The organism is Planktotalea frisia (assembly GCF_001890925.1).
Taxonomy (GTDB): domain Bacteria; phylum Pseudomonadota; class Alphaproteobacteria; order Rhodobacterales; family Rhodobacteraceae; genus Planktotalea; species Planktotalea frisia.
On record NZ_MLCB01000197.1, the window covers coordinates 1 to 17973 of the forward strand.

19 protein-coding genes are annotated in these 17973 nt (G+C 49.9%); 10 read left to right on the top strand and 9 right to left on the bottom strand.

The window, feature by feature from the left end; all coding sequences use genetic code 11:
- Positions 1-1019: tyrosine-type recombinase/integrase (locus PFRI_RS18005; protein ID WP_245812463.1), on the top strand; the 1019-nt coding region annotated here is incomplete at its 5' end.
- 93 nt (positions 1020-1112) lie between these two features.
- On the opposite strand, the gene PFRI_RS18010 is transcribed toward PFRI_RS18005, so the two are convergent.
- The 5 genes from PFRI_RS18010 to PFRI_RS18030 all read right to left on the bottom strand — a co-directional run bounded on the left by PFRI_RS18010 (position 1113) and on the right by PFRI_RS18030 (position 5876).
- Positions 1113-2780 carry an acyl-CoA synthetase gene (locus tag PFRI_RS18010; protein WP_072632086.1) on the bottom strand — a complete coding sequence of 556 codons (1668 nt, stop codon included), beginning with the start codon at positions 2778-2780 and terminating at the stop codon, positions 1113-1115.
- Positions 2781-2783: 3 nt separating this feature from the next.
- Positions 2784-3584 carry an enoyl-CoA hydratase gene (locus PFRI_RS18015; RefSeq protein ID WP_072632087.1) on the bottom strand — a complete coding sequence of 267 codons (801 nt, stop codon included), beginning with the start codon at positions 3582-3584 and terminating at the stop codon, positions 2784-2786.
- 20 nt (positions 3585-3604) lie between these two features.
- A complete protein-coding gene (locus PFRI_RS18020) occupies positions 3605-4054 on the bottom strand; it encodes an OsmC family protein (RefSeq protein ID WP_072632088.1) in 450 nt (149 codons plus the stop codon).
- Between the two features lie 27 nt (positions 4055-4081).
- A complete protein-coding gene (locus tag PFRI_RS18025; protein WP_072632089.1) occupies positions 4082-5221 on the bottom strand; it encodes a glycine cleavage T C-terminal barrel domain-containing protein in 1140 nt (379 codons plus the stop codon).
- Between the two features lie 163 nt (positions 5222-5384).
- Positions 5385-5876, bottom strand: a complete 492-nt coding sequence (locus PFRI_RS18030; protein ID WP_072632090.1) for an Lrp/AsnC family transcriptional regulator — start codon at positions 5874-5876, stop codon at positions 5385-5387.
- A gap of 1447 nt (positions 5877-7323) precedes the next feature.
- On the opposite strand from PFRI_RS18030, the gene PFRI_RS18035 reads away from it, so the two are divergent.
- The 7 genes from PFRI_RS18035 (at position 7324) to PFRI_RS18065 (ending at position 12252) form a co-directional block, all read left to right on the top strand.
- A complete protein-coding gene (locus tag PFRI_RS18035; RefSeq protein ID WP_072632091.1) occupies positions 7324-7827 on the top strand; it encodes a hypothetical protein in 504 nt (167 codons plus the stop codon).
- A 3-nt stretch (positions 7828-7830) separates the two neighbouring features.
- Positions 7831-8025 carry a hypothetical protein gene (locus PFRI_RS18040; protein WP_072632092.1) on the top strand — a complete coding sequence of 65 codons (195 nt, stop codon included), beginning with the start codon at positions 7831-7833 and terminating at the stop codon, positions 8023-8025.
- Positions 8006-9511 carry a primase-helicase family protein gene (locus tag PFRI_RS18045; RefSeq protein WP_072632093.1) on the top strand — a complete coding sequence of 502 codons (1506 nt, stop codon included), beginning with the start codon at positions 8006-8008 and terminating at the stop codon, positions 9509-9511. The genes PFRI_RS18040 and PFRI_RS18045 overlap by 20 nt, the downstream gene beginning before the upstream one ends.
- 344 nt (positions 9512-9855) lie before the next feature.
- On the top strand, positions 9856-10227 hold the full coding sequence (locus PFRI_RS18050) for a hypothetical protein (RefSeq protein ID WP_072632094.1): 372 nt from the start codon (positions 9856-9858) through the stop codon (positions 10225-10227).
- Between the two features lie 275 nt (positions 10228-10502).
- Positions 10503-11057, top strand: a complete 555-nt coding sequence (locus PFRI_RS18055; RefSeq protein WP_072632095.1) for a recombinase family protein — start codon at positions 10503-10505, stop codon at positions 11055-11057.
- 291 nt (positions 11058-11348) lie between these two features.
- The gene (locus tag PFRI_RS18060; protein WP_072632096.1) at positions 11349-11771 is read left to right on the top strand and encodes a hypothetical protein; all 423 of its coding nucleotides are present in this window, start codon (positions 11349-11351) and stop codon (positions 11769-11771) included.
- Between the two features lie 4 nt (positions 11772-11775).
- Positions 11776-12252: a hypothetical protein gene (locus tag PFRI_RS18065; protein WP_072632097.1), complete on the top strand. Its 477-nt coding sequence runs from the start codon at positions 11776-11778 to the stop codon at positions 12250-12252.
- 639 nt (positions 12253-12891) lie between these two features.
- Here PFRI_RS18065 and PFRI_RS18075 read toward each other — a convergent pair.
- The 3 genes from PFRI_RS18075 to PFRI_RS18085 all read right to left on the bottom strand — a co-directional run bounded on the left by PFRI_RS18075 (position 12892) and on the right by PFRI_RS18085 (position 14829).
- The gene (locus PFRI_RS18075; RefSeq protein WP_072632099.1) at positions 12892-13350 is read right to left on the bottom strand and encodes a hypothetical protein; all 459 of its coding nucleotides are present in this window, start codon (positions 13348-13350) and stop codon (positions 12892-12894) included.
- 83 nt (positions 13351-13433) lie between these two features.
- Positions 13434-13751, bottom strand: coding sequence for a hypothetical protein (locus PFRI_RS18080; RefSeq protein ID WP_139292145.1), 318 nt, complete (start codon positions 13749-13751; stop codon positions 13434-13436).
- A gap of 268 nt (positions 13752-14019) precedes the next feature.
- Complete coding sequence (locus PFRI_RS18085) at positions 14020-14829, bottom strand: tyrosine-type recombinase/integrase (RefSeq protein ID WP_072632101.1); 810 nt, start codon at positions 14827-14829, stop codon at positions 14020-14022.
- Between the two features lie 50 nt (positions 14830-14879).
- Between PFRI_RS18085 and PFRI_RS18090 the strand changes: the two genes are divergently transcribed.
- Both PFRI_RS18090 and argE read left to right on the top strand, forming a co-directional pair.
- Complete coding sequence (locus tag PFRI_RS18090) at positions 14880-15131, top strand: transposase (RefSeq protein ID WP_072632102.1); 252 nt, start codon at positions 14880-14882, stop codon at positions 15129-15131.
- 148 nt (positions 15132-15279) lie between these two features.
- Positions 15280-16446 (top strand): acetylornithine deacetylase, encoded by a 1167-nt coding sequence (gene argE / locus PFRI_RS18095; RefSeq protein ID WP_072632103.1) that lies wholly within the window; start codon positions 15280-15282, stop codon positions 16444-16446.
- Positions 16447-16580: 134 nt separating this feature from the next.
- Here argE and PFRI_RS18100 read toward each other — a convergent pair whose 3' ends face one another.
- Positions 16581-17558: a threonine ammonia-lyase gene (locus PFRI_RS18100; protein ID WP_072632104.1), complete on the bottom strand. Its 978-nt coding sequence runs from the start codon at positions 17556-17558 to the stop codon at positions 16581-16583.
- Positions 17559-17973: the final 415 nt, after the last annotated feature.

The window sequence follows — 17973 nt, forward strand, 5'->3', positions numbered from 1 at the left end:
GTCCTCGACTGGCTGTGGGTCGCCCTCGATATCAGCGTGCTCGTCTTGTGGGTGAGCGGTTGGTAGCGGAGCTTGCCCAAGCCTACCTTGCTGAGACCTCTCAGCGGCTACGCCCAGGCAGCTTCAAGTCGGTGCGCTTTGCCCTGGAACTGCTCGGCTCGCATCTCGGCAAGTGTGCTGTTGGTGACTTGTCCCTCACCCAGGGAAAGGAGGTGCTGGGCTATATCACCCAGCTCTCTCCCAACGTGCGCAAGTACAGGGACGGCAAGGACGCTGGCCTGGTTGACCTAGCAAGCCTGTCTGTCGCCTCTGAGGGCATCACTCTCGCACCCCAGACCCAAGCTCGCATCCTCAAGCAGATGTCCCAGTTCCTTGACTGGTGTGTTGGTGAGGGGGAGCTGGGGGCAAACCCCTGGGAAGCCCTCAAGGTCAAAGACAGGCCAGAGGTGCATCCCCATGGTGTGCTGACGGATGCGCAGGTCAGCGTCTTGTTGGCAGCCAAAGACAGGGTGCTGCACAGTGCCCTACTCTTCGGGCTGCTCACAGGCATGCGCTCTGGTGAGCTCTGCGGGCTCATGGCAGAGGACATCACAGCAAAGGGCAACCTAGGGCGGTTTGTCAGCATCAGGCCTAACGCGGTAAGATTGCTGAAGTCCAAGGCGGCTGAGCGAGAGGTGCCATTGCATGGGGTGCTGGAGCAGCTGTTGGATACTGCGCTGCCAAAGTCTGGCAGGCTCTTCCCGCAGCTCACCGTGGACAGGGTCGTCAAACGCTACGCCTACCTGCGCAGACGTCATCCTGAGCTCAGAGGCACTGTCTTCCACTCAACCCGCAAGTGGTTCACCACCCAGTGTGAGCGCACAGGTGTCCCCGAGCACTTCACCGCAAGCCTCGTGGGGCACCACTCCGCGAGGTCGCAGAACAAGCTGACCTATGGGTTGTACTCGGCGGGGATAAGTGATGCGCAGAAGCGGGAGATTGTCGATGGGGTCAGGGTGCCTACAGTGCTCGCGTTGTGATCTCCAAGCATCCCCTCCGTCCGGTGTCTCCTAGCGAGATGTTGGGCGGGGGGTTGCTGGCTAAGATATGCAGAAATCAAAGCGGTTTCTGGCCTACCACTTTGGGGGTGCTTCGCCTTTAGTTTTGCCATGAGCGATCTCACTGGCTTGGTCGCGCAAGACAAACTTTTGTATCTTTCCTGTGGACGTGCGCGGGATCGGCATGAATACAAACTGCCCTGGCACCTTATAGGGAGCAAGCTGGTCCTTGCACCAAGCGCGTAAACTGGCGGCATCCGTGGTTTGACCCTTGACCAATTCCACAAAAGCACAGGGCGTTTCACCCCATTTTTCGTGGGGCATGGCAACCACTGCAGCGATCTCAATCGCAGGATGACGGTAGAGCGCCTCTTCCACCTCGATGGACGAAATATTTTCACCGCCTGAAATGATGATGTCCTTTGACCGGTCCTTGAGCTGGATATAACCGTCGGGGTGCCGAACGCCTAGATCGCCGGAATGGAACCAGCCACCACCAAAGGCCTCTCGCGTGGCTTTTGGGTTGCGGAAATACCCTTTCATGACGACATTACCGCGAAACATGACCTCGCCCATAGTTTTCCCATCGCGTGGAACAGGCTCCATGGTCTCGGGGTCCAGCACATCCAGTCCCTCAAGTGGCAGATAGCGAACCCCTTGGCGTGATTTCAGCGCAGCCTGTTCACTGGGTGGCAGATCAGACCAGTACTGATGCCAGTCATTCACCACAGCAGGGCCATAGGTTTCAGTCAGCCCATACAAATGTGTCACATCAAAGCCTGCGGTTTTCATATCAGCCAGCAGTTTTTCAGGAGGTGGGGCGGCAGCTGTGAAAAATTGAACGGTTTGCTCAAGCTTGCGCTTCTCTTCCTCGGGGGCCGAGATCATCAGGGACATGACAATGGGCGCGCCGCAAAGGTGGGTGACGCCCTCATCTGCCAAGGCAGCCCAGATTGGTTCTGCACGCACCTGACGCAGACAGACATGGGTTCCGACAATCGCCGAGAGAGTCCACGGGAAACACCATCCATTGCAGTGAAACATTGGCAGCGTCCACAGATAGACCGCATGCTTCGCCATTGATGTCGTCAGCGCGTTGCCTTGTGCCAACAAATAGGCCCCGCGATGATGCGAAACGACACCCTTTGGATCACCCGTAGTTCCCGAGGTGTAATTGATCGAAATGGCATCCCATTCATCCAGTGGCATCATCCAGGCAAACTCAGTATCGCCCATCAACAAGAATGCCTCGTAATCCTGCGCATCAGTGGCGGTCTCAGGACCGCTAAATTCGGCATCATCATATTGGATGACCAGTGGTCTCACAGTGGTCAACTTCAGTGCTTCCTGCATCAATGGCATGAATTCGCGGTCAACGATGACGATTTTTGACATAGCATGGTCTAGCTGAAACGCGATCACCGATGCATCGAGGCGGGTGTTTATGGAGTGCAAAACACCCCCGCACATCGGCACACCGTAGTGGCATTCAAGCATTGCAGGCGTGTTGGCCAGCAGGGCCGACACAGTATCACCGCGCCTAACGCCACGCTGTGCTAAGGCAGATGCCAACTGTCGTGATCGCGCATAGAATTCTTCATAACTGCGCCTTAGCCCGCCATGCACGATTGCTGTCTGATCAGGAAAGACCGAGGCCGCGCGTTCCAGAAATGTCAGCGGCGTCAGTGGCTGGTAGTTTGCCAGATTCCGATCCAGATCGGTGTTGTAGGGGCTCTCACTCATGGTTCAGGCGTCCCGCCATTTGGGCGCACGCTTTTCGATAAACGCACCGATACCTTCTTCGGCGTCGAGTGCTAGCATGTTGTCGACCATCACACCAGAGGCGTAATCGTAGGCATCGGATAGCGCCATTTCGCGCTGTGCGTAATAGGCGCTCTTGCCCGTTGCGAGCGTCATACTGGATTTTGACGCAATCTTGCGCGCCACCTCCATCGTTTTTTCTTGCAGCACCTCGGGTGCCGCGACACGGTTCACTAGGCCAATCTCCGCGGCGCGTTCGGCTGATGTCATGTCTCCTGTCAGTAGCATTTCCATCGCGTGCTTGTCGGCCACGTTACGTGACAGCGCGACCATTGGAGTGGAGCAGAACAGTCCGATGTGCACGCCCGGTGTGCTGAATTGTGCCGTATCCGCTGCAATGGCTAGATCACAGCTTGCGACTAGTTGGCAGCCTGCAGCTGTGGCTACGCCAGTAACTTCAGCGATCACGGGTTTGGGGCAATTCACGATTCCCTGCATCACACCTGCGCACATCGCCATGACCTTTGCAAAATAGGCTTTTCCACCATCCTCATGCAAACGCCCGGCGGTCATTTCCTTAAGATCGTGACCTGCACAAAAGGCAGGACCTTTGGCTGCCAGAACAATGACCCGCACTTTTGGGTTAGCCCCTGCATCTGTAAACGCGTCACCCAGTTCCGTCAGCATCGCCTCGGACAAGGCATTGCGTCGCGATACATCGTTCAAGGTCAGACGGAGTATGCCGTTTTCGTCCAGATTGGAGAGCAGGATGTCAGATATGGTCACAGGGCTGTTCCTTTTCAGTGCTAAAGAATATTGATTTCGACACTGTCGGCCAAGGTATTCGCGATAAAGCAGTAGCGGTGCGCGCGGTCCTGCATCTGCGTCAGATCCTCGTCGCTTATCGAAAACCCAGTATCGAAACGCACCACCGGATGCAGATCGATCCGCGTCACCGACATCTGGCCTTTAGAGTTCTTGCCCAAGTGGGCTTCGGCGTAGTCATGGTAACTCGCCACGGGCCAACCCGCTTTTGCGGCCAGTGCGAGAAAGGTCATCATATGGCAACTGGACAACGCCGAGGCGAGAGCCTGTTCGGGATTTGTATTGTCCGGATTTCCGCCCCAATCAGGAGCGGAATCCACAAGCAGATCGTAGCGGTTGTTATACTGCACTGTGTGCTCGTTTGAATATGCACCGGTTTCAAAAACAGGTGTAGCGCGCTGCCAATGCAGTTCGATCGCGAGGTCTGACATATCGGTTTTCTTTCGTCTGGCAGAGCGTTAAGCGGCCGCGATTTGCTTTTTGGGATCATAGAATGGACGCTCACATATCGTTGCGCCGATGGGGCCGGACTTCGTAACGATCTCAACTTGTGCGCCAATGTTGGCGTGTTCTGCTGACACCATGGCCAAAGCGATGTTCTGCTCCAAACGTGGGGAATAAACTGCGGATGTGACTTTTCCAATTGCCTCGCCATCCAAATTGATTTCCCAGAACGTTGTGTTCGGCCCCGTGAGTGGCGCACCGTCGATGATCAGGCCGATTTGCTTGCGGCTGACACCTTCTTCCTTGATCCGTCGCAGCGCAGCCTTTCCGATGAAATCAGCCTCCATGTCGAGGTTGACCAGTCGGTCAAAGCCGAGCTCAAAGGGGTCAGTACTCATGTCGGCATCTGCGTGATAAGACAACATACCACCTTCAATGCGGCGAATGGACGATGTGTGCCCTGGCTTGAGGCCGAATTCCATACCAGCGGCCATTATGGTTTCCCAAAGCAGATCACCTTTGGAGCCGTCACGCAGGTAAATTTCATACCCCAACTCACTCGACCAACCTGTGCGGGAGACGATCAGTGGGATGCCGTTCAACTCTATCTCGCGCAGCCAGTAATAGCGCAGATCCATAATGTCGTCGCCGAAGAGCGCGCGCATGATCTCGCCAGACTTGGGGCCCTGCAACTGTAAGGGAGACACATCAGGCTCTCCAATCGTGACATCAAGGCCGGAGTTGATCGCAACCCCCTGTGCCCAAAGCAGGATGTCGCTGTCAGCCAATGAGATCCAGAAGTGGTTTTCTGCAAGACGCAGCAGGATTGGGTCGTTCAGAATGCCACCATCCGCGTTAGTGATCAGGATGTATTTGCACTGACCTACGGCCATCTTGGAGAGGTCGCGACAGGTCAGCATTTGAGTGAACTTGGCCGCATCTGGACCTGTGATCTCAACCTGACGTTCAACAGCCACGTCACACAGGATCGCATCGTTCACGAGGTTCCAGAAGTTCTGTTCAGGGTCCCCGAAATCGCGCGGGATATACATGTGGTTATAGACGGAAAACCCTTGCGCGCCCCAACGCACAGTTGCGTCAAAATAGGGCGACTTGCGGATTTGTGTGCCGAAACCGAAATCATCTGCTTGCATTGAAACTTCCTCCCGTTTTGTGTGTGATCCTCCCGACCACAAGCCAAAAATTCTGTTCCACCAATAGCTCGGGAATTGCGAAGAAAGCAGTCTAAAGATTCTCCATTCATAGTCCAACGAAGCCATTTTTTATGGTCTATGAGGACCGTTTGGTCCAGCGTCCCTATTTAAGATTTGAAGTTGCTAGCTTTGATATGTTGGGCAAGGCTGTTTTCACTTGGCGTGTTGCGAAGTGGGTCATGTAGCGGTCAATGCCAAGATCTTCGGTGTGGAGGTCTTCCACAAAGTTTTGAAAATCAGTCAAACTTGAGCTAATGACCTTCATTATGTAATCGACCCCACCACCGGTGGCGATGCAATCAACTATCTCGTCACGTCCGTTGATGTAGGCTTCAAAACGGTCAAAGTCTGCCTTTCGATGACGGCTCAAGGAAACGGTCACAATCACCTGGGCAAAATCAGCCAGTCGGCTCAGTTCAATATCGGCGTGATATCCCCGAATATACCCTGCAGCTTTCAAACGAGTTAGTCGTGCCCAGCAGGGGGTTGCGGAGAGGCCACTTATTTCGGAGAGCTTCGCTTTACTTAACGGCCCATGCTTCTGTAGTGCGCACAGAATACGGATGTCTGCGGCATCAAGAGCAAGTTTCTTCATTTAAATTTTTCTTTCATGATATGACTGCACGGCGATAAGTCGAATGGTCGTATGTTAGATTAGGATCTACCTATCTAAAAGTCTTCCGTTAGGAGGCCAATTTTGCGATCAAAACGAAAAAGTCTACGTCTCGACAGCTGGGTCGCCAACCAAGAGGTGTTATTACTGTGCGATATTAACAAGTCGCAGCCTGTCTATTGGAAGAAACAAAGCGATGTACGAACTTTTTGTTGCAGCCCTCAAACGTGTAACGAAATCGAGTGAGTGAGGGATGTGCATTTGAATGTCCGGTCAGTTAACCATTGCCAAATGGCGCTTGGTTCCGCAAAGCAAGCCTGCGGCCTAGGCTCAAGGCACATATTATTGCTCTGAGGATATACATGGACAGGGACCGCTTTCGGGACCACTTCTGAGTTTTGAGCCGACACTAACCCCCTGAAAATAAACAATAATCTTGGAAGTGTGGCGTCCTCTCCTGGGCACCACTACACGTCAAAAACCTTTATTTATATGGCGAATATGGGCGGTCTTATAAAAGTTTCGTACCAAATTTACCCAAAGTTTCGTACCAAATTGGTGAGCATGACTGAAGTGTTTTCAACACTCTCGACCAAATACTCGGCCTAACTTGCTCAACTGATTCACGTAGGCAGATTAGAACCTGTGCTTGCCCAGCGCACAGAGTGGCTAACGATAATAATCTTGGCGTCGCTGCTCAAGCACAGAGAGGCGCTCCAGAGGTCACTACACAACCTCTCACAACCCTTCCTTCATAGACCCAACTGTCACAGCATGAATACGGCTCTGAACGTTACACACCCCAGCAAATGCCTCAAAGTCCCAATCACTACATGTAGTGTTACACTTTAACATCAACACACTATGCAGGATTCCCTCTTGCTGTTCAGATGTTGGAACATGGGGTTTGAATACGAAACGAACTGGGGTTTTTCCTGCGATTCCTTTTGCCTCTTGAAAAGCTAGTTGATCGTTCACACTTAATTGACGTCGGTAATGCCGACTTTCGTTTGCCTCATCTAGGCGGACACTATTGACGTGCAAGATAGACAGACGTGCGGGGTATCCTCGACGTGATCCACCTGCACATACGAACATCGGTTCTTGGTGGGGACAGATGCTGGAAAGACATCGAGAGATGTGACTTGAGGTACGGCGTAACCAGCGTACCGCTTTAGGGTCACATGTTTAAGCAATCAACTGTTGGGGATGAAAAGACCAACCATAGATGACCCTCGGGTTATCGGCGGCCTGATTAGCACACACCAACATTCAAAAAACGACGTGAAACCTCATGAGGTCAATCCGTCTTCAAACTGCTTTTCAGCGGTCATGTGTGCTGTTGCGCCTTCCTTTGGTGTCGTCGGTTCTTGTCCGCTGCTTGGCCCATGAATTGTGCGCTTTGCACGAATAACCCGAAGGAAAACAAATGACGAAACCCCTATCAAAACCATACGGCGATGACAGCGACCAAATCTGCTCCTACGAAATGGTGATTTACCATGTTCCAAACGTCAAAGTTGGATCGACTAATGACCTGAAAACCAGACTTATGGCGCAAAAGTTACGTCCCAAAGATGTTGAAATCTTGCTCAAGGTTCCCGCCAACTCAGCCTCCTACAACCATATCTGGCACATGGAGCAGGTGAACGCACGGATGTTGGGTCTGCCATCCGAACACGAAGGCAATCGCTTAGCCGTCAATCGTGTGCGGACAGGGCCACTAGGGCAGTCTGGAACCTACGTCCTCACCAACTGTGAAACTGGGGCCACTACAACCGTGTCGGAAGCAGGCCGATTTGAGCGAAAGCACGATCTTTATCAAAGTGCCTTATCGAAGGCTGCCAACCCAAACAGTAGCACCAAATACGTCACTCTTGATGGCGTGAAACATACCGTTGCCTATGCCGAAAAACACAAAGGTGGTGAATAATCCATGGCTGAAAGAGAACACAAAAGCAGCGTCAGGGTCATGCTGACGAATGAGGCCATACAGCGTCTCAAAACAGCCTCTGAAAGATCGGGAGCCAACCTTTCCGTAACTGTCGAACAGGCAATTCGTGCCACCTTCAAGAGCAATACCAAAGCCATCATGGGCAAGGAAAATACAGATGAACGTACAGAACGATAAACCAGAACTGCCAGCAGGGTTCACGGATATTACACCACGTATTGTCGCAACTTTGAGCAAACGTGTCACGCACAGGGAGGTCAAACACGATGATGGATATGTTGAATACCAAGAGCTGTCGTTCAACGAAGCGCAATCCAAAGCCCTGAATTACATCTTGGCATGTGTAATCAGATACAAGGGGGAGTTCCTGACCTGCTTTACTGACAATAAGCCAATCTTGGACAATGATCTGAACACGACGGTTGATGCCTGTAAGATGAATACCGAAGCGTTATCACGTGAGATGATTGAGCATATCATAAACTGTTCGATGAACTTTCAGCGGTATGCCTATTATCCTGGCTTTCCAAAGTTCCTGACTATTGATGGGGCCACCACGTACAATACTTGGAAGCAGATAAAGCGGTTGACGGTCACAGATGCTGAGTTCTCAACTTGGGTAAACTCAAAGATAGATGCCCGTAAATTGGCAAAAGGAGCTTGGGACAATGAAGCTGCATTGTGCGCTTTTAAATATAGCACTGTACCCCCGATCTGGGACGTCATGCTTCGGATGTTATTCGGGAACGAACACTCACCTGTAGCAAGCTCAAATTGGCCTGAGGAACACGATATTTTCACGGATTGGTTCGCTTGTGTGGTCTTCAAGCCGCTTGATCGTAGACTTTGGTCACCTGTACTGCGTGGTACCCACGGCATCGGCAAAGGTACGTTTCAGCATATGGCGAGAGCTTTAATTGGGTCAGGTGGCGTCAGTGTTGTGCAGGGTATCGAAGGTGTAGCAGGTCAGTTTGGCGGTGAGAACGCACTGGCACGTTTGCTTGTCGTTGATGAAGTTTGGTCAAAGTCTGCCAAGCTCATGGAAGCGTTTAAGCCGATTGTAACCGACCCTTCTATTGGTGTGGAACGAAAAGGAGAGATGCGATTTACGACCAGAGCGACAGCAGACACTCTTGTGTTCTCAAACCATGCGAAGCCGTTCACAGCAGCAGCAACAGAACGTCGTTGGTGGGTTCCTGACTATCGAAACCTTGATCTTGGGCCAAGCGTATCCAAAGAGGAAGGTCAGGCTTTCCATGCAGAAGGTGCAAGAATGGTTCGGAAAGCCATGCCATTGGGAGCGGGTGGAGACCAAAGCCAAATTCGTGATTTGCTATGCTGGCTCAAACTGGTTGCTATGGATGTCTCCAGTGACTTTGGTCAAACCGCACCGCAGTCAGATGGCTTTGGTGATTTAGTCGATCTTGCGATTGAGGATGCGCACGATGAGTTGATTGGTTGGCTCGATGCCATGGAAACTAAGGATGCGTTATCTTTGGCTAACGTAGTGGAAAAGGCAGATGTGCCTAAATCCCAGTTGGTCACGTTGCTGTCAGAACGGGGCTTTCGTAAATGTCAGATGAAATCCGAAGGTGGTCGGAACGTCTGGACGAAGGCACCCAATGGCACAGGACCAAATCATTTGCTCGAATACAGGGCATAATTTCCACCGTGGGGCTGCTGGCATATGCTGGTGGCCCTACCTCAATCGGTACAACCCCGTACAAGGCTAATACAAACCAAGGTACAACCCTGTCATGTCGCCAAAGCCTTTGTTTCATTGGCTCATATGGCTTGGTACAACCCGTACAACCCTACGACCATTCTATTATAACCTGCCGTCCTAGAAGTTCATTGGTACGTGGCTGTATTTCCATGATACCCAGACGCTTTAGGGACTCATTGTAGTATTTGCTGCATTGGTTTTTACTTTTCTACCGTAGCCCCACCACCAGCCTGTGAAACAAATCAGGGTTAACAACCCATCAGTGAAAGTAAGAAAATCAAATGACGAAAAACATACTGCAAAAGTTCCTAAGTATGACCACTGTTTCCGTATTCGCCTTATCGGTCAGCGCCGCTGATGCTGATGCTGATGCTGATGATTTATGCGAAGCGAAGGCTGCATTTGCCCAAATGATAATGGAACTGAGACAAACTGATGGCATTTTTGTCATGAACTCACCATCTGAACTTCAGAATGTGCTTACTGGAATGGGTGTCCAAGGGATGATTAAAGACTTAGATAAGGGTATTGGTGAGCAAACCGAACTTTATATCTCAGAGGCTTACAAAATTCCTCGATACTCTACGCAGGAGAGCAAAGAACAGGCAGCTTTAGACTTCGCCAATGAGGTGATGGTAGGCTGCAAGGAGTGAGAAGCCAGATAGCTGACTTCCTAAATGTAGGGCGTGACAGGTCACATTAAGGACTGTATTCCCGTTATGCACCTAGCATATTGTGAATAACCAAATGCAACATTTGAGTAAATCCCAGTCTCACTAGGCCCTGATCGTGTGATCTTTCACTTGAGACACCTTCATCAGTCGTTTTGTGGGCGGTTTCGTCTCAATAGCTTGCTCCAACACTGATACAGCGTTAGTCTCAGATAAGCCTTAGGTTTATATGATTCGCTAATAAGGAGACACACGCAATGCTTATCGGATACGCCAGAACAAGCACGACAGACCAACACGCAGGGTTTGAGGCACAACTCGTGGAACTCAAGGCATACGGCTGTGAACGTATGTATCAGGAACAAGTTAGTGCTGTAGCCTCACGACAGGAACTGGAACGTGCCATTGATATGTTACGTGAGGGGGACAAGCTGGTGGTGGCTAAGCTGGATCGTTTGGCCCGTAACGTCATGCACATGGGTGAACTGCTTCAACAGATCGAAGCCAAAGGTGCTGGCCTTGTGATCCTGTCGTTAGGCTCAGAGACCGTTGATACCTCAACAGCAACAGGCAAGCTGATCCTTAACATGATGGTATCTGTCGCTCAATTTGAACGTGAGATGATGAAAGAACGTCAGGTTGAAGGCATCAAGAGAGCGCAAGCTGAAGGCAAATATAAAGGGCGTGTTCCCAAAGCGATGAACCAAGCTGACAAGGTTAAGGCTCTGGTCGCTGCTGGTGTTGATCGGGTGAAGATACAAGAGCAACTAGGCATGTCGAAGGCGAGTTACTATCGCTGCTTGAAGGTGTGAGCATATCTTTACTGTGCTAGTCCACTAAACCAAGCATGGGTCCCCTGAGATTATGGGGGAACTTTTCGGGTGGCCTCATTATCGACCTCTAAATCCAAGACAAAAATTTTCTGTTGCATTTATATGGGCAGTAGGTCAAGAACTATGCCTGGATATTAGTGAGGCCATTTGACGATGGAGAATTGCGCCAAATGGCACGGTATATGCTGACTAATCAAAAGCAGTGTCGCCATCGTGTTTGGTAGTTGATGTTGGTTTTTAACAAATTTAGGTATAAAGGTTCATCGCTAGATGATTAAAAAACTACAGGTTCCTAAATTATTTTTGGCATGTTGCTTAATTTGCTATTTATATATGATATTAGTAATATATGTGATTATAAATCAATATTTTACCACATCCAACACAGAAAGTCCAGAAAAAGTTTTGGCAACTGTTGAGCTGGCTTATGTTAGAATGATGATGATAGTGGTTGCGTTTTTTGGATACCCAATCGTTTTATTTAGCTATTTAAAATATGCCAAGCACGTTACAATCGCATTAACCGCTTGGGCTATTGCAATGTACATAGACGATCAATTTATTTTATACAAAATATTAGAATACCCTGATGAAGTATCGGTTAGGGTCGTACTATTGCTTCGTCCAATATTACTAATCTGTTTAATCTGGATGAGTTTTGAGCTTACATATAACAAGTCCACGGTGGAATAGCGTCATGGCAGACAACAAAATAACCGACATAGAAATGAGTGCAATTCTGGCAGCTTTTGCTGAAAGCAGAGAGATTAAGGATAATTTAATTCATCAGAGTAAAATTTTTATGGCTCTGATAATATTTTTTAATATGTATGTTTTAACATCCTTGGTAATTTATTATTTATTTGGGAGTAATATACATGCACATCTTGATGCAGACTTTATTGCTATTTTTGATGGTCGTGCCAATGTAATGTTTTGGCTTTTAGTATCTATGAATATAGCTGCGTACTTCAATGTTGGATTTAAAGCACTGTGCTTAATTTCGCTTGTTTTTACTTTAAATGCTTCAATTGATAACGCAGTTTTGTTTTCTGGGTTAGTTGATTTTGATGATCACGCATACTTCTCAATATTTGTAATTTCTCGACCCATAATGCTTATTGTGTTAGCATGGATGGCATTAAGTTTCAGAGATAGCCTTGAGGACGATTAGCAGCAAAAATTAGAATGACCAAACTCTCTACCATCCCCATTACCCACTTACGTCACCCCGTCACCCCGTCACCCCGTCACCCCGTGAACGGTTAGTGATTAGAATATACCAAGGAACTTCTTGCGCTGCTGTGGTTCTCTCTTGTCGTCAAGTAGACGGGTAATGGTCTTGATACTGTCGTGATAGCGTTCATGTGCAGCTTCGGATCGTTCCTCAGCGGCTTCTGCTCTCTGCCGAAGCTCGTTCACCAGTTGACGTAACAGTTGACGTTCATGGGTAACAGCCTCCAGCGCAGCAGCGTACTTCACTTCATTTATCGTATTACTTCTGTAAATAATCAAATTAAGTGGTTGGATACTGCTGGTGCTGTCATCTTGGGTTGCGTCAGGGATAACGGGGGATGATGTTACCTGCTGACGGGCAGAGGTAACCCTCTCCAATTCGCTGCGATCAATGCTGTAGGTGCCATCTCCGCCTTTGGTGGCTCACAGCTTACCCGTCTTTACCCACTTGTGAACTGTGGTCTTGGATACACCTGCGACCTTCGCAGCTTTTGATAGCGAGAATGGCATATTAACCCCGTTCACCTACTGTTACCTGCTTACGTTATCCCAGTTACCTATGAACGTCACCTACGGTTTACTCGTAGCCTTTGTTGATGAGGTCAATTATAAAGCTACGTCTGTCTGTGAAGCCGTTGATGCTGTTGATAGGGTATAAAATGAGTTGAGGGTTATTTTCCATAACCTCATCGCATCCCGAACGGTCTAAATAAGGTATTTTTTTGCCTCCTTTTTTTGCAGCCACCCAAATCATCGCAAACCCTCCATCTGCTCCTTTAATAATTTCGTAGTAGGAGGAATAATCGCTCTGGTCTGTTTGTAGAGTGGTCTCATTGTGCAAGTATATTTTGCCATTTCTTATACACGCTAAATCATACTCACTGAGTAAAGCTTTGACGCCGACTGCTAGGTCGCCAACCATAGGCTTCCTGAGTATTCTATTCTCTTCTAATCTTGTAGTGTTCATTTCAAAAGCGTATGCTCCACTAACAATAAGTGATGCTGCTACAGTCAGTGCTGTCAGTGTTCGTTTCATCTTAAAATAACTCCTCGTTCTTCCATGGCCCACGCTTCTTGCAGAAGCTGATGAAGTTGCTGTCTGCATTACGCACTTAGATGTTACTTGCAGCCACCTGTTACCGCCGCATACGTTTGATCTTCAATATCAATCCGCCATGTGGCGACTATTTCGTTTGGAGGTCGAACCATAAAGTCTTTGAAGCCTTCATAGCCTCCCAGTTTATTCTTTGAGTTAATCCGTCCGCAAATCCACCCTGTAATTTCACCGATCTTAACGTCTCTTATCTGTGCCGATTCAGGGTCATTTAGACTCGATAGTAACCGTTTTTGCCACTCTGGTTGTGGTTGTGTGTGCCAAACAAACCCACCAACAACGACTGCAACACAGAGGCTCAAAACAATAAGAACGTTTTTCATCTTATAATAGCTCCTCATTCTTCCACGAAGGTTGGGCTGCAATGTTCTTTACTGCAACCCTTCAAACTAAAAGTACAACTACCCATGAGGTGCGCCAGAGAGCCGTATGCAGAGGCTGTGGTGTCAGGGGTGATAACACGTATCGACTGGTGTAGTTCGCACTGTACGAGCCTCTGCATGAGCCTCAGCACTATCCCTAGTGTAACGACCAGTCTACGTGGTTAATTGCCATATGTTACGTTAGAGCGGGAGTGTTCATCTATCCGCTTCAGTTGCCCCACTCAGTCAATGCGTCAGCCTTCACCAGTTCGTCTAAGAGGTATCGCAACAACTCCCCTTCCCCATAGTTGTCAGCATCAGTCCTTTTGCCGTGACCCAAGATACTGTGCTGCAATTCAGCAGTCGCTCTAATCGTCCGCATCTTGTCCTTCATCGTGTGCCTAGTCGAGTAAGACACCAAAGTCGGATCATCAATCTTCAGACGCTTTCTGATGACGCCATTTAACAACTGTGAGACGGCATCTATACCCCCATCACGACCATAACGAGGGAACACCGGTGTCTTTGGGTCGTCTGAGTTGCGCTGGGCGAGATATGGCCTCAGTTCATCCAACGCTTTATCAATCAACGGAACATCTCGCTTGGACTGCTTGTTCTTCAATAATCTGATGTGATTTGGTCGTAATTGCAGGTGTGGCGTGTTGTTCTGCATCTGCAGGTCACCGTGGGTTAGCCCAGCGCACTCCATTGTCCGACAGCCCGTATGCACCATCAGAAGCCCTATCAACCGTGCTTCAGTGTTCAGCCTATCAAGTTCCTCAACATAACGGGTCAACTCAGCAGGTGTAAAACTTCGTCTATCGTCCTGCCGATCAGCGACCACATCCTTGAGACCCGCCCAAGGGTTCATCATCGACAATTCATATTGCCATATAGCATGGGTAAATACCGCAGACAGCGTCCCAATCGCTTTGTTCAGCGTATCGGCCTTCCAATTTGGATTGCTACGTTCAAGAACCTCTTTGTGTTGTTGAGCCTTCAGCCGATTAAAATCCGTTATTATGAAGTGGTCCGGCAAAACTGGACAGCGTGCTAAGATGTATCCAACCTTGAAGACAGGATACACAAATGACGAAGAGACGCAGTTTTTCAGACAAGTTTAAGGCTACGGTGGCGCTTGAGGCGCTCCGTGGAGACAGGACGGCGCAAGAGATTGCAGCCAAGCACAAAGTCCATCCAACGCAGGTGACAACATGGAAACGGCAGGCGATTGATGGCCTGACGGGGGTGTTCTCTGACAAGGTCCGGAGAGCGGAAGACAACGTCAAATCTGTAGGTCGAACGACCGCAACAAGCGCCACTGCCGCGCGAGCGGCTTAGTCCGTGAGCCCACTTTGCTGAATGCTGCGCGGTGCGCGAACGACCACTTTTGTGATAGCAAAGAAATAGTTCTCAGCGCTTCAAGACAACTTTCTCTCGATAGATTTAACATCTAATGTTATGAGGTATTGTAAATTGGATTGACCAAATGCAGCAGAACAGCAAGGGCGAGTATCAGCATACCAAAGCCATTCTTGGTGAGCTTGTCCGCATTGAGACGGTGTCAGGTACTAGCACAAACGAAATAATTGCACTCATTGCAAACTATTGCGATGAGCCATCTGACGCCACAATTATCGCGCCCGGACCTAACGGAACCCAAAAGAACATAGCTTTTCGGTTCGGACCAGACGTCGCAGGCGGGATAATTCTCAGCGGTCACACCGATGTCGTACCCGTCCAGGATCAGAAGTGGTCGCATCCTCCCTTTGACGCAACGGAGCGACAGGGTCGGATCTATGGTAGGGGCACATGTGACATGAAAGGGTTCCTTGCGTCGATGATTGCGTCAGTGCCGAAACTGGCGATTGCCGATCTGGTGCGCCCCATTTGGCTGGCGTTTACCTATGACGAGGAGACGGGATGTCTGGGTGCGCCTTATCTTGCCAAAGAAATTGTGAAGCAAGCTTCCGGTATTGAAGCCGTCATCGTCGGAGAGCCCACAGAAATGGCTGTCGTTGATCAGCACAAGGGCGCGTTCGTCGAATATGTGACATTCCACGGTGTCTCTGCCCATTCAAGCCTGCCTTGGCTGGGGCTGAGTGCGAACGAATACGCGATCCGTTTTGGCGCAATGCTGGTTGCCTTGAACGAGGAATTTTCTCAAGAAGTTCCTGTGACTGAGGGCGACCGGATGACGACGCTCAATCTCGCGCAAATCGGCGGAGGCACAGCTCACAACATCATTTCGGACAAATGTCGCATAATGTGGTCATTGCGGTGCGCGCCAGGACAGGACGCCGATACAATCGTCCGGCGCATTCGCACTCTGGCGAAGATTTTGGAAGCGGAAATGCGGAGCTTTGCCCCAGAGGCGTCGATAGAGTTCGAAACAGTTTTTGATGTTCCACCGCTGGTGGCAAACCCTACCTCGCCCGCGCTTCGGCTCGGCCTTGGGATGACGGGGCAGAATGCAGGCCAATCCGTCAACTATGGCACTGAAGCTGGGGTCTATCAAAAGGCCGGACTTCCCACGATTATCTGTGGACCGGGGTCTATCGAACAGGCACACAAACCTGATGAGTGGATTGAATTAGAACAGCTTGATGCCTGCGACAGGTTCATCGAGAAGCTTATCGCCCATCAGTGCGTGTGACTGTCAGAATGACTTGCGCGCGATTGCCTTGATCCCAACATTGCCCTAGATGAACACGGTATCATCAAGAGTGACAGCACGGTTGTAGGGACCAACGGCGGGCGCGACACTCTCCGCGTTCACCAGACAGATCTTCATTGTTTCTGCTCCAGCAGATTTAGATAGCGCGCCATGCTGATGTTGGATCCACAGGCGATGATGCCTACGTGCCGACCAGTTGCCCTTTCTTTCAATGGACCGGTGAGCGCAGCAAGCGAAGCGGCGCATGCAGGCTCCGCCGTGATTTTCAGAATGTTTTGGTAGGTCCTCATAGCCTGTCGCAATTCGTCGTCTTCTACCCGGACGATTTCATCTGCATAATGATGTGTGACGCCAAAGGAATAAGGCATCGCCATTGGCGACGCGAGACTATCTGCAATTGTTGTAATCTTGTCCAAGCGCACAGGCTCTTCAGCGACAAAACTGCGGAACATGCTATCGGCACCAAAGGGTTCGACACCAATAACAGTTGCACTAGGTCGAGCCAGTTTGATCGCTGCTGACATGCCGCTGATCATGCCGCCCCCGCCAACAGGGATGATGAACATGTCAATTTCTGGATGTGCTGTTGCAAATTCCGCACCGCAAGTAGCACTTCCGAGCGTCATGTGCTCCCCCTCGAAGGGATGCATCATCACGGCCCCTTCCCGCGACGAAATTTCTTCCATAACTGCGAAGGCCTCTACGATATCTTCGCACAAGATCACTTCAGCTCCAGTTGAACGGCACCCATCGATCCGGATTTGATCAGCCGCCTTTGGTATGGCTATCTTCGCCGAAACCCCGAGCTTTTGTGCAGCCCAAGCCACTGCCATTGCATGATTTCCGCCACTCGCGGCGACGACGCCTTTGGCCCGATTTTCAGTCGACAATTTACTGATGCCCAAATAGGCACCCCGCGACTTGAAAGAGCCTGCCTGTTGGAAAAGCTCCAATTTGACTGCGCCGCCGGCAATGCTAGGAAGGACAGCGCGCCACCTGTCCGAGTTCAAGGTAAGCGTGGGTGTTTCTATCAGTGTGCCACTTATAGCGGCTTGAGCATCATTAATTTTCTCTGAAAGGATTGCCGTCATCAATAACCTCGTTAATTCATCACTAATGGCTTATATAAAAGTTTGATCATGTATCAATAAAAAATCTTTGAACGAATTTTTGAAAGTTGCCATTCATAGGTAATCCTCCCATTTTTGATGGGGTCCAACCGTAGAATTCACGCAGCTGTTTTCAGTTTCATTGCGGGTGTCATACCGCCGATACCCATGTTGGGTCGCTCCAAGGTCGGCTTGGTCCGCAGAGTAGACATCTGGGCAGAATGTAGCAAAGGGCGGCTTCCCACCGTTTCCACCTCGGGCGGAGTGGCAGCTAGCTACGGTTCAGGGTATGCTCTGAAGGTCATGCGGGAGCATATGGAGCGGGTGTGGTGATTGATATTCTACTGGATATTTTTTGAATGAATAAAGCCCGCGCATTCAACCCGTTCTTGTGTGC

Excerpts from the sequence above, each read along its gene's own strand:
- PFRI_RS18065 (WP_072632097.1), top strand. The coding sequence starts at position 11,776 with ATGGCAGACAACAAAATAACCGACATAGAAATGAGTGCAATTCTGGCA.
- PFRI_RS18055 (WP_072632095.1), top strand. The coding sequence starts at position 10,503 with ATGCTTATCGGATACGCCAGAACAAGCACGACAGACCAACACGCAGGG.
- PFRI_RS18045 (WP_072632093.1), top strand. The coding sequence starts at position 8,006 with ATGAACGTACAGAACGATAAACCAGAACTGCCAGCAGGGTTCACGGAT.
- argE (WP_072632103.1), top strand. The coding sequence starts at position 15,280 with ATGCAGCAGAACAGCAAGGGCGAGTATCAGCATACCAAAGCCATTCTT.
- PFRI_RS18075 (WP_072632099.1), bottom strand. The coding sequence starts at position 13,350 with ATGAAACGAACACTGACAGCACTGACTGTAGCAGCATCACTTATTGTT.
- PFRI_RS18035 (WP_072632091.1), top strand. The coding sequence starts at position 7,324 with ATGACGAAACCCCTATCAAAACCATACGGCGATGACAGCGACCAAATC.
- PFRI_RS18100 (WP_072632104.1), bottom strand. The coding sequence starts at position 17,558 with ATGACGGCAATCCTTTCAGAGAAAATTAATGATGCTCAAGCCGCTATA.
- PFRI_RS18025 (WP_072632089.1), bottom strand. The coding sequence starts at position 5,221 with ATGCAAGCAGATGATTTCGGTTTCGGCACACAAATCCGCAAGTCGCCC.
- PFRI_RS18080 (WP_139292145.1), bottom strand. The coding sequence starts at position 13,751 with ATGAAAAACGTTCTTATTGTTTTGAGCCTCTGTGTTGCAGTCGTTGTT.
- PFRI_RS18060 (WP_072632096.1), top strand. The coding sequence starts at position 11,349 with ATGATTAAAAAACTACAGGTTCCTAAATTATTTTTGGCATGTTGCTTA.
- PFRI_RS18020 (WP_072632088.1), bottom strand. The coding sequence starts at position 4,054 with ATGTCAGACCTCGCGATCGAACTGCATTGGCAGCGCGCTACACCTGTT.
- PFRI_RS18050 (WP_072632094.1), top strand. The coding sequence starts at position 9,856 with ATGACGAAAAACATACTGCAAAAGTTCCTAAGTATGACCACTGTTTCC.
- PFRI_RS18040 (WP_072632092.1), top strand. The coding sequence starts at position 7,831 with ATGGCTGAAAGAGAACACAAAAGCAGCGTCAGGGTCATGCTGACGAAT.
- PFRI_RS18090 (WP_072632102.1), top strand. The coding sequence starts at position 14,880 with ATGACGAAGAGACGCAGTTTTTCAGACAAGTTTAAGGCTACGGTGGCG.
- PFRI_RS18030 (WP_072632090.1), bottom strand. The coding sequence starts at position 5,876 with ATGAAGAAACTTGCTCTTGATGCCGCAGACATCCGTATTCTGTGCGCA.
- PFRI_RS18010 (WP_072632086.1), bottom strand. The coding sequence starts at position 2,780 with ATGAGTGAGAGCCCCTACAACACCGATCTGGATCGGAATCTGGCAAAC.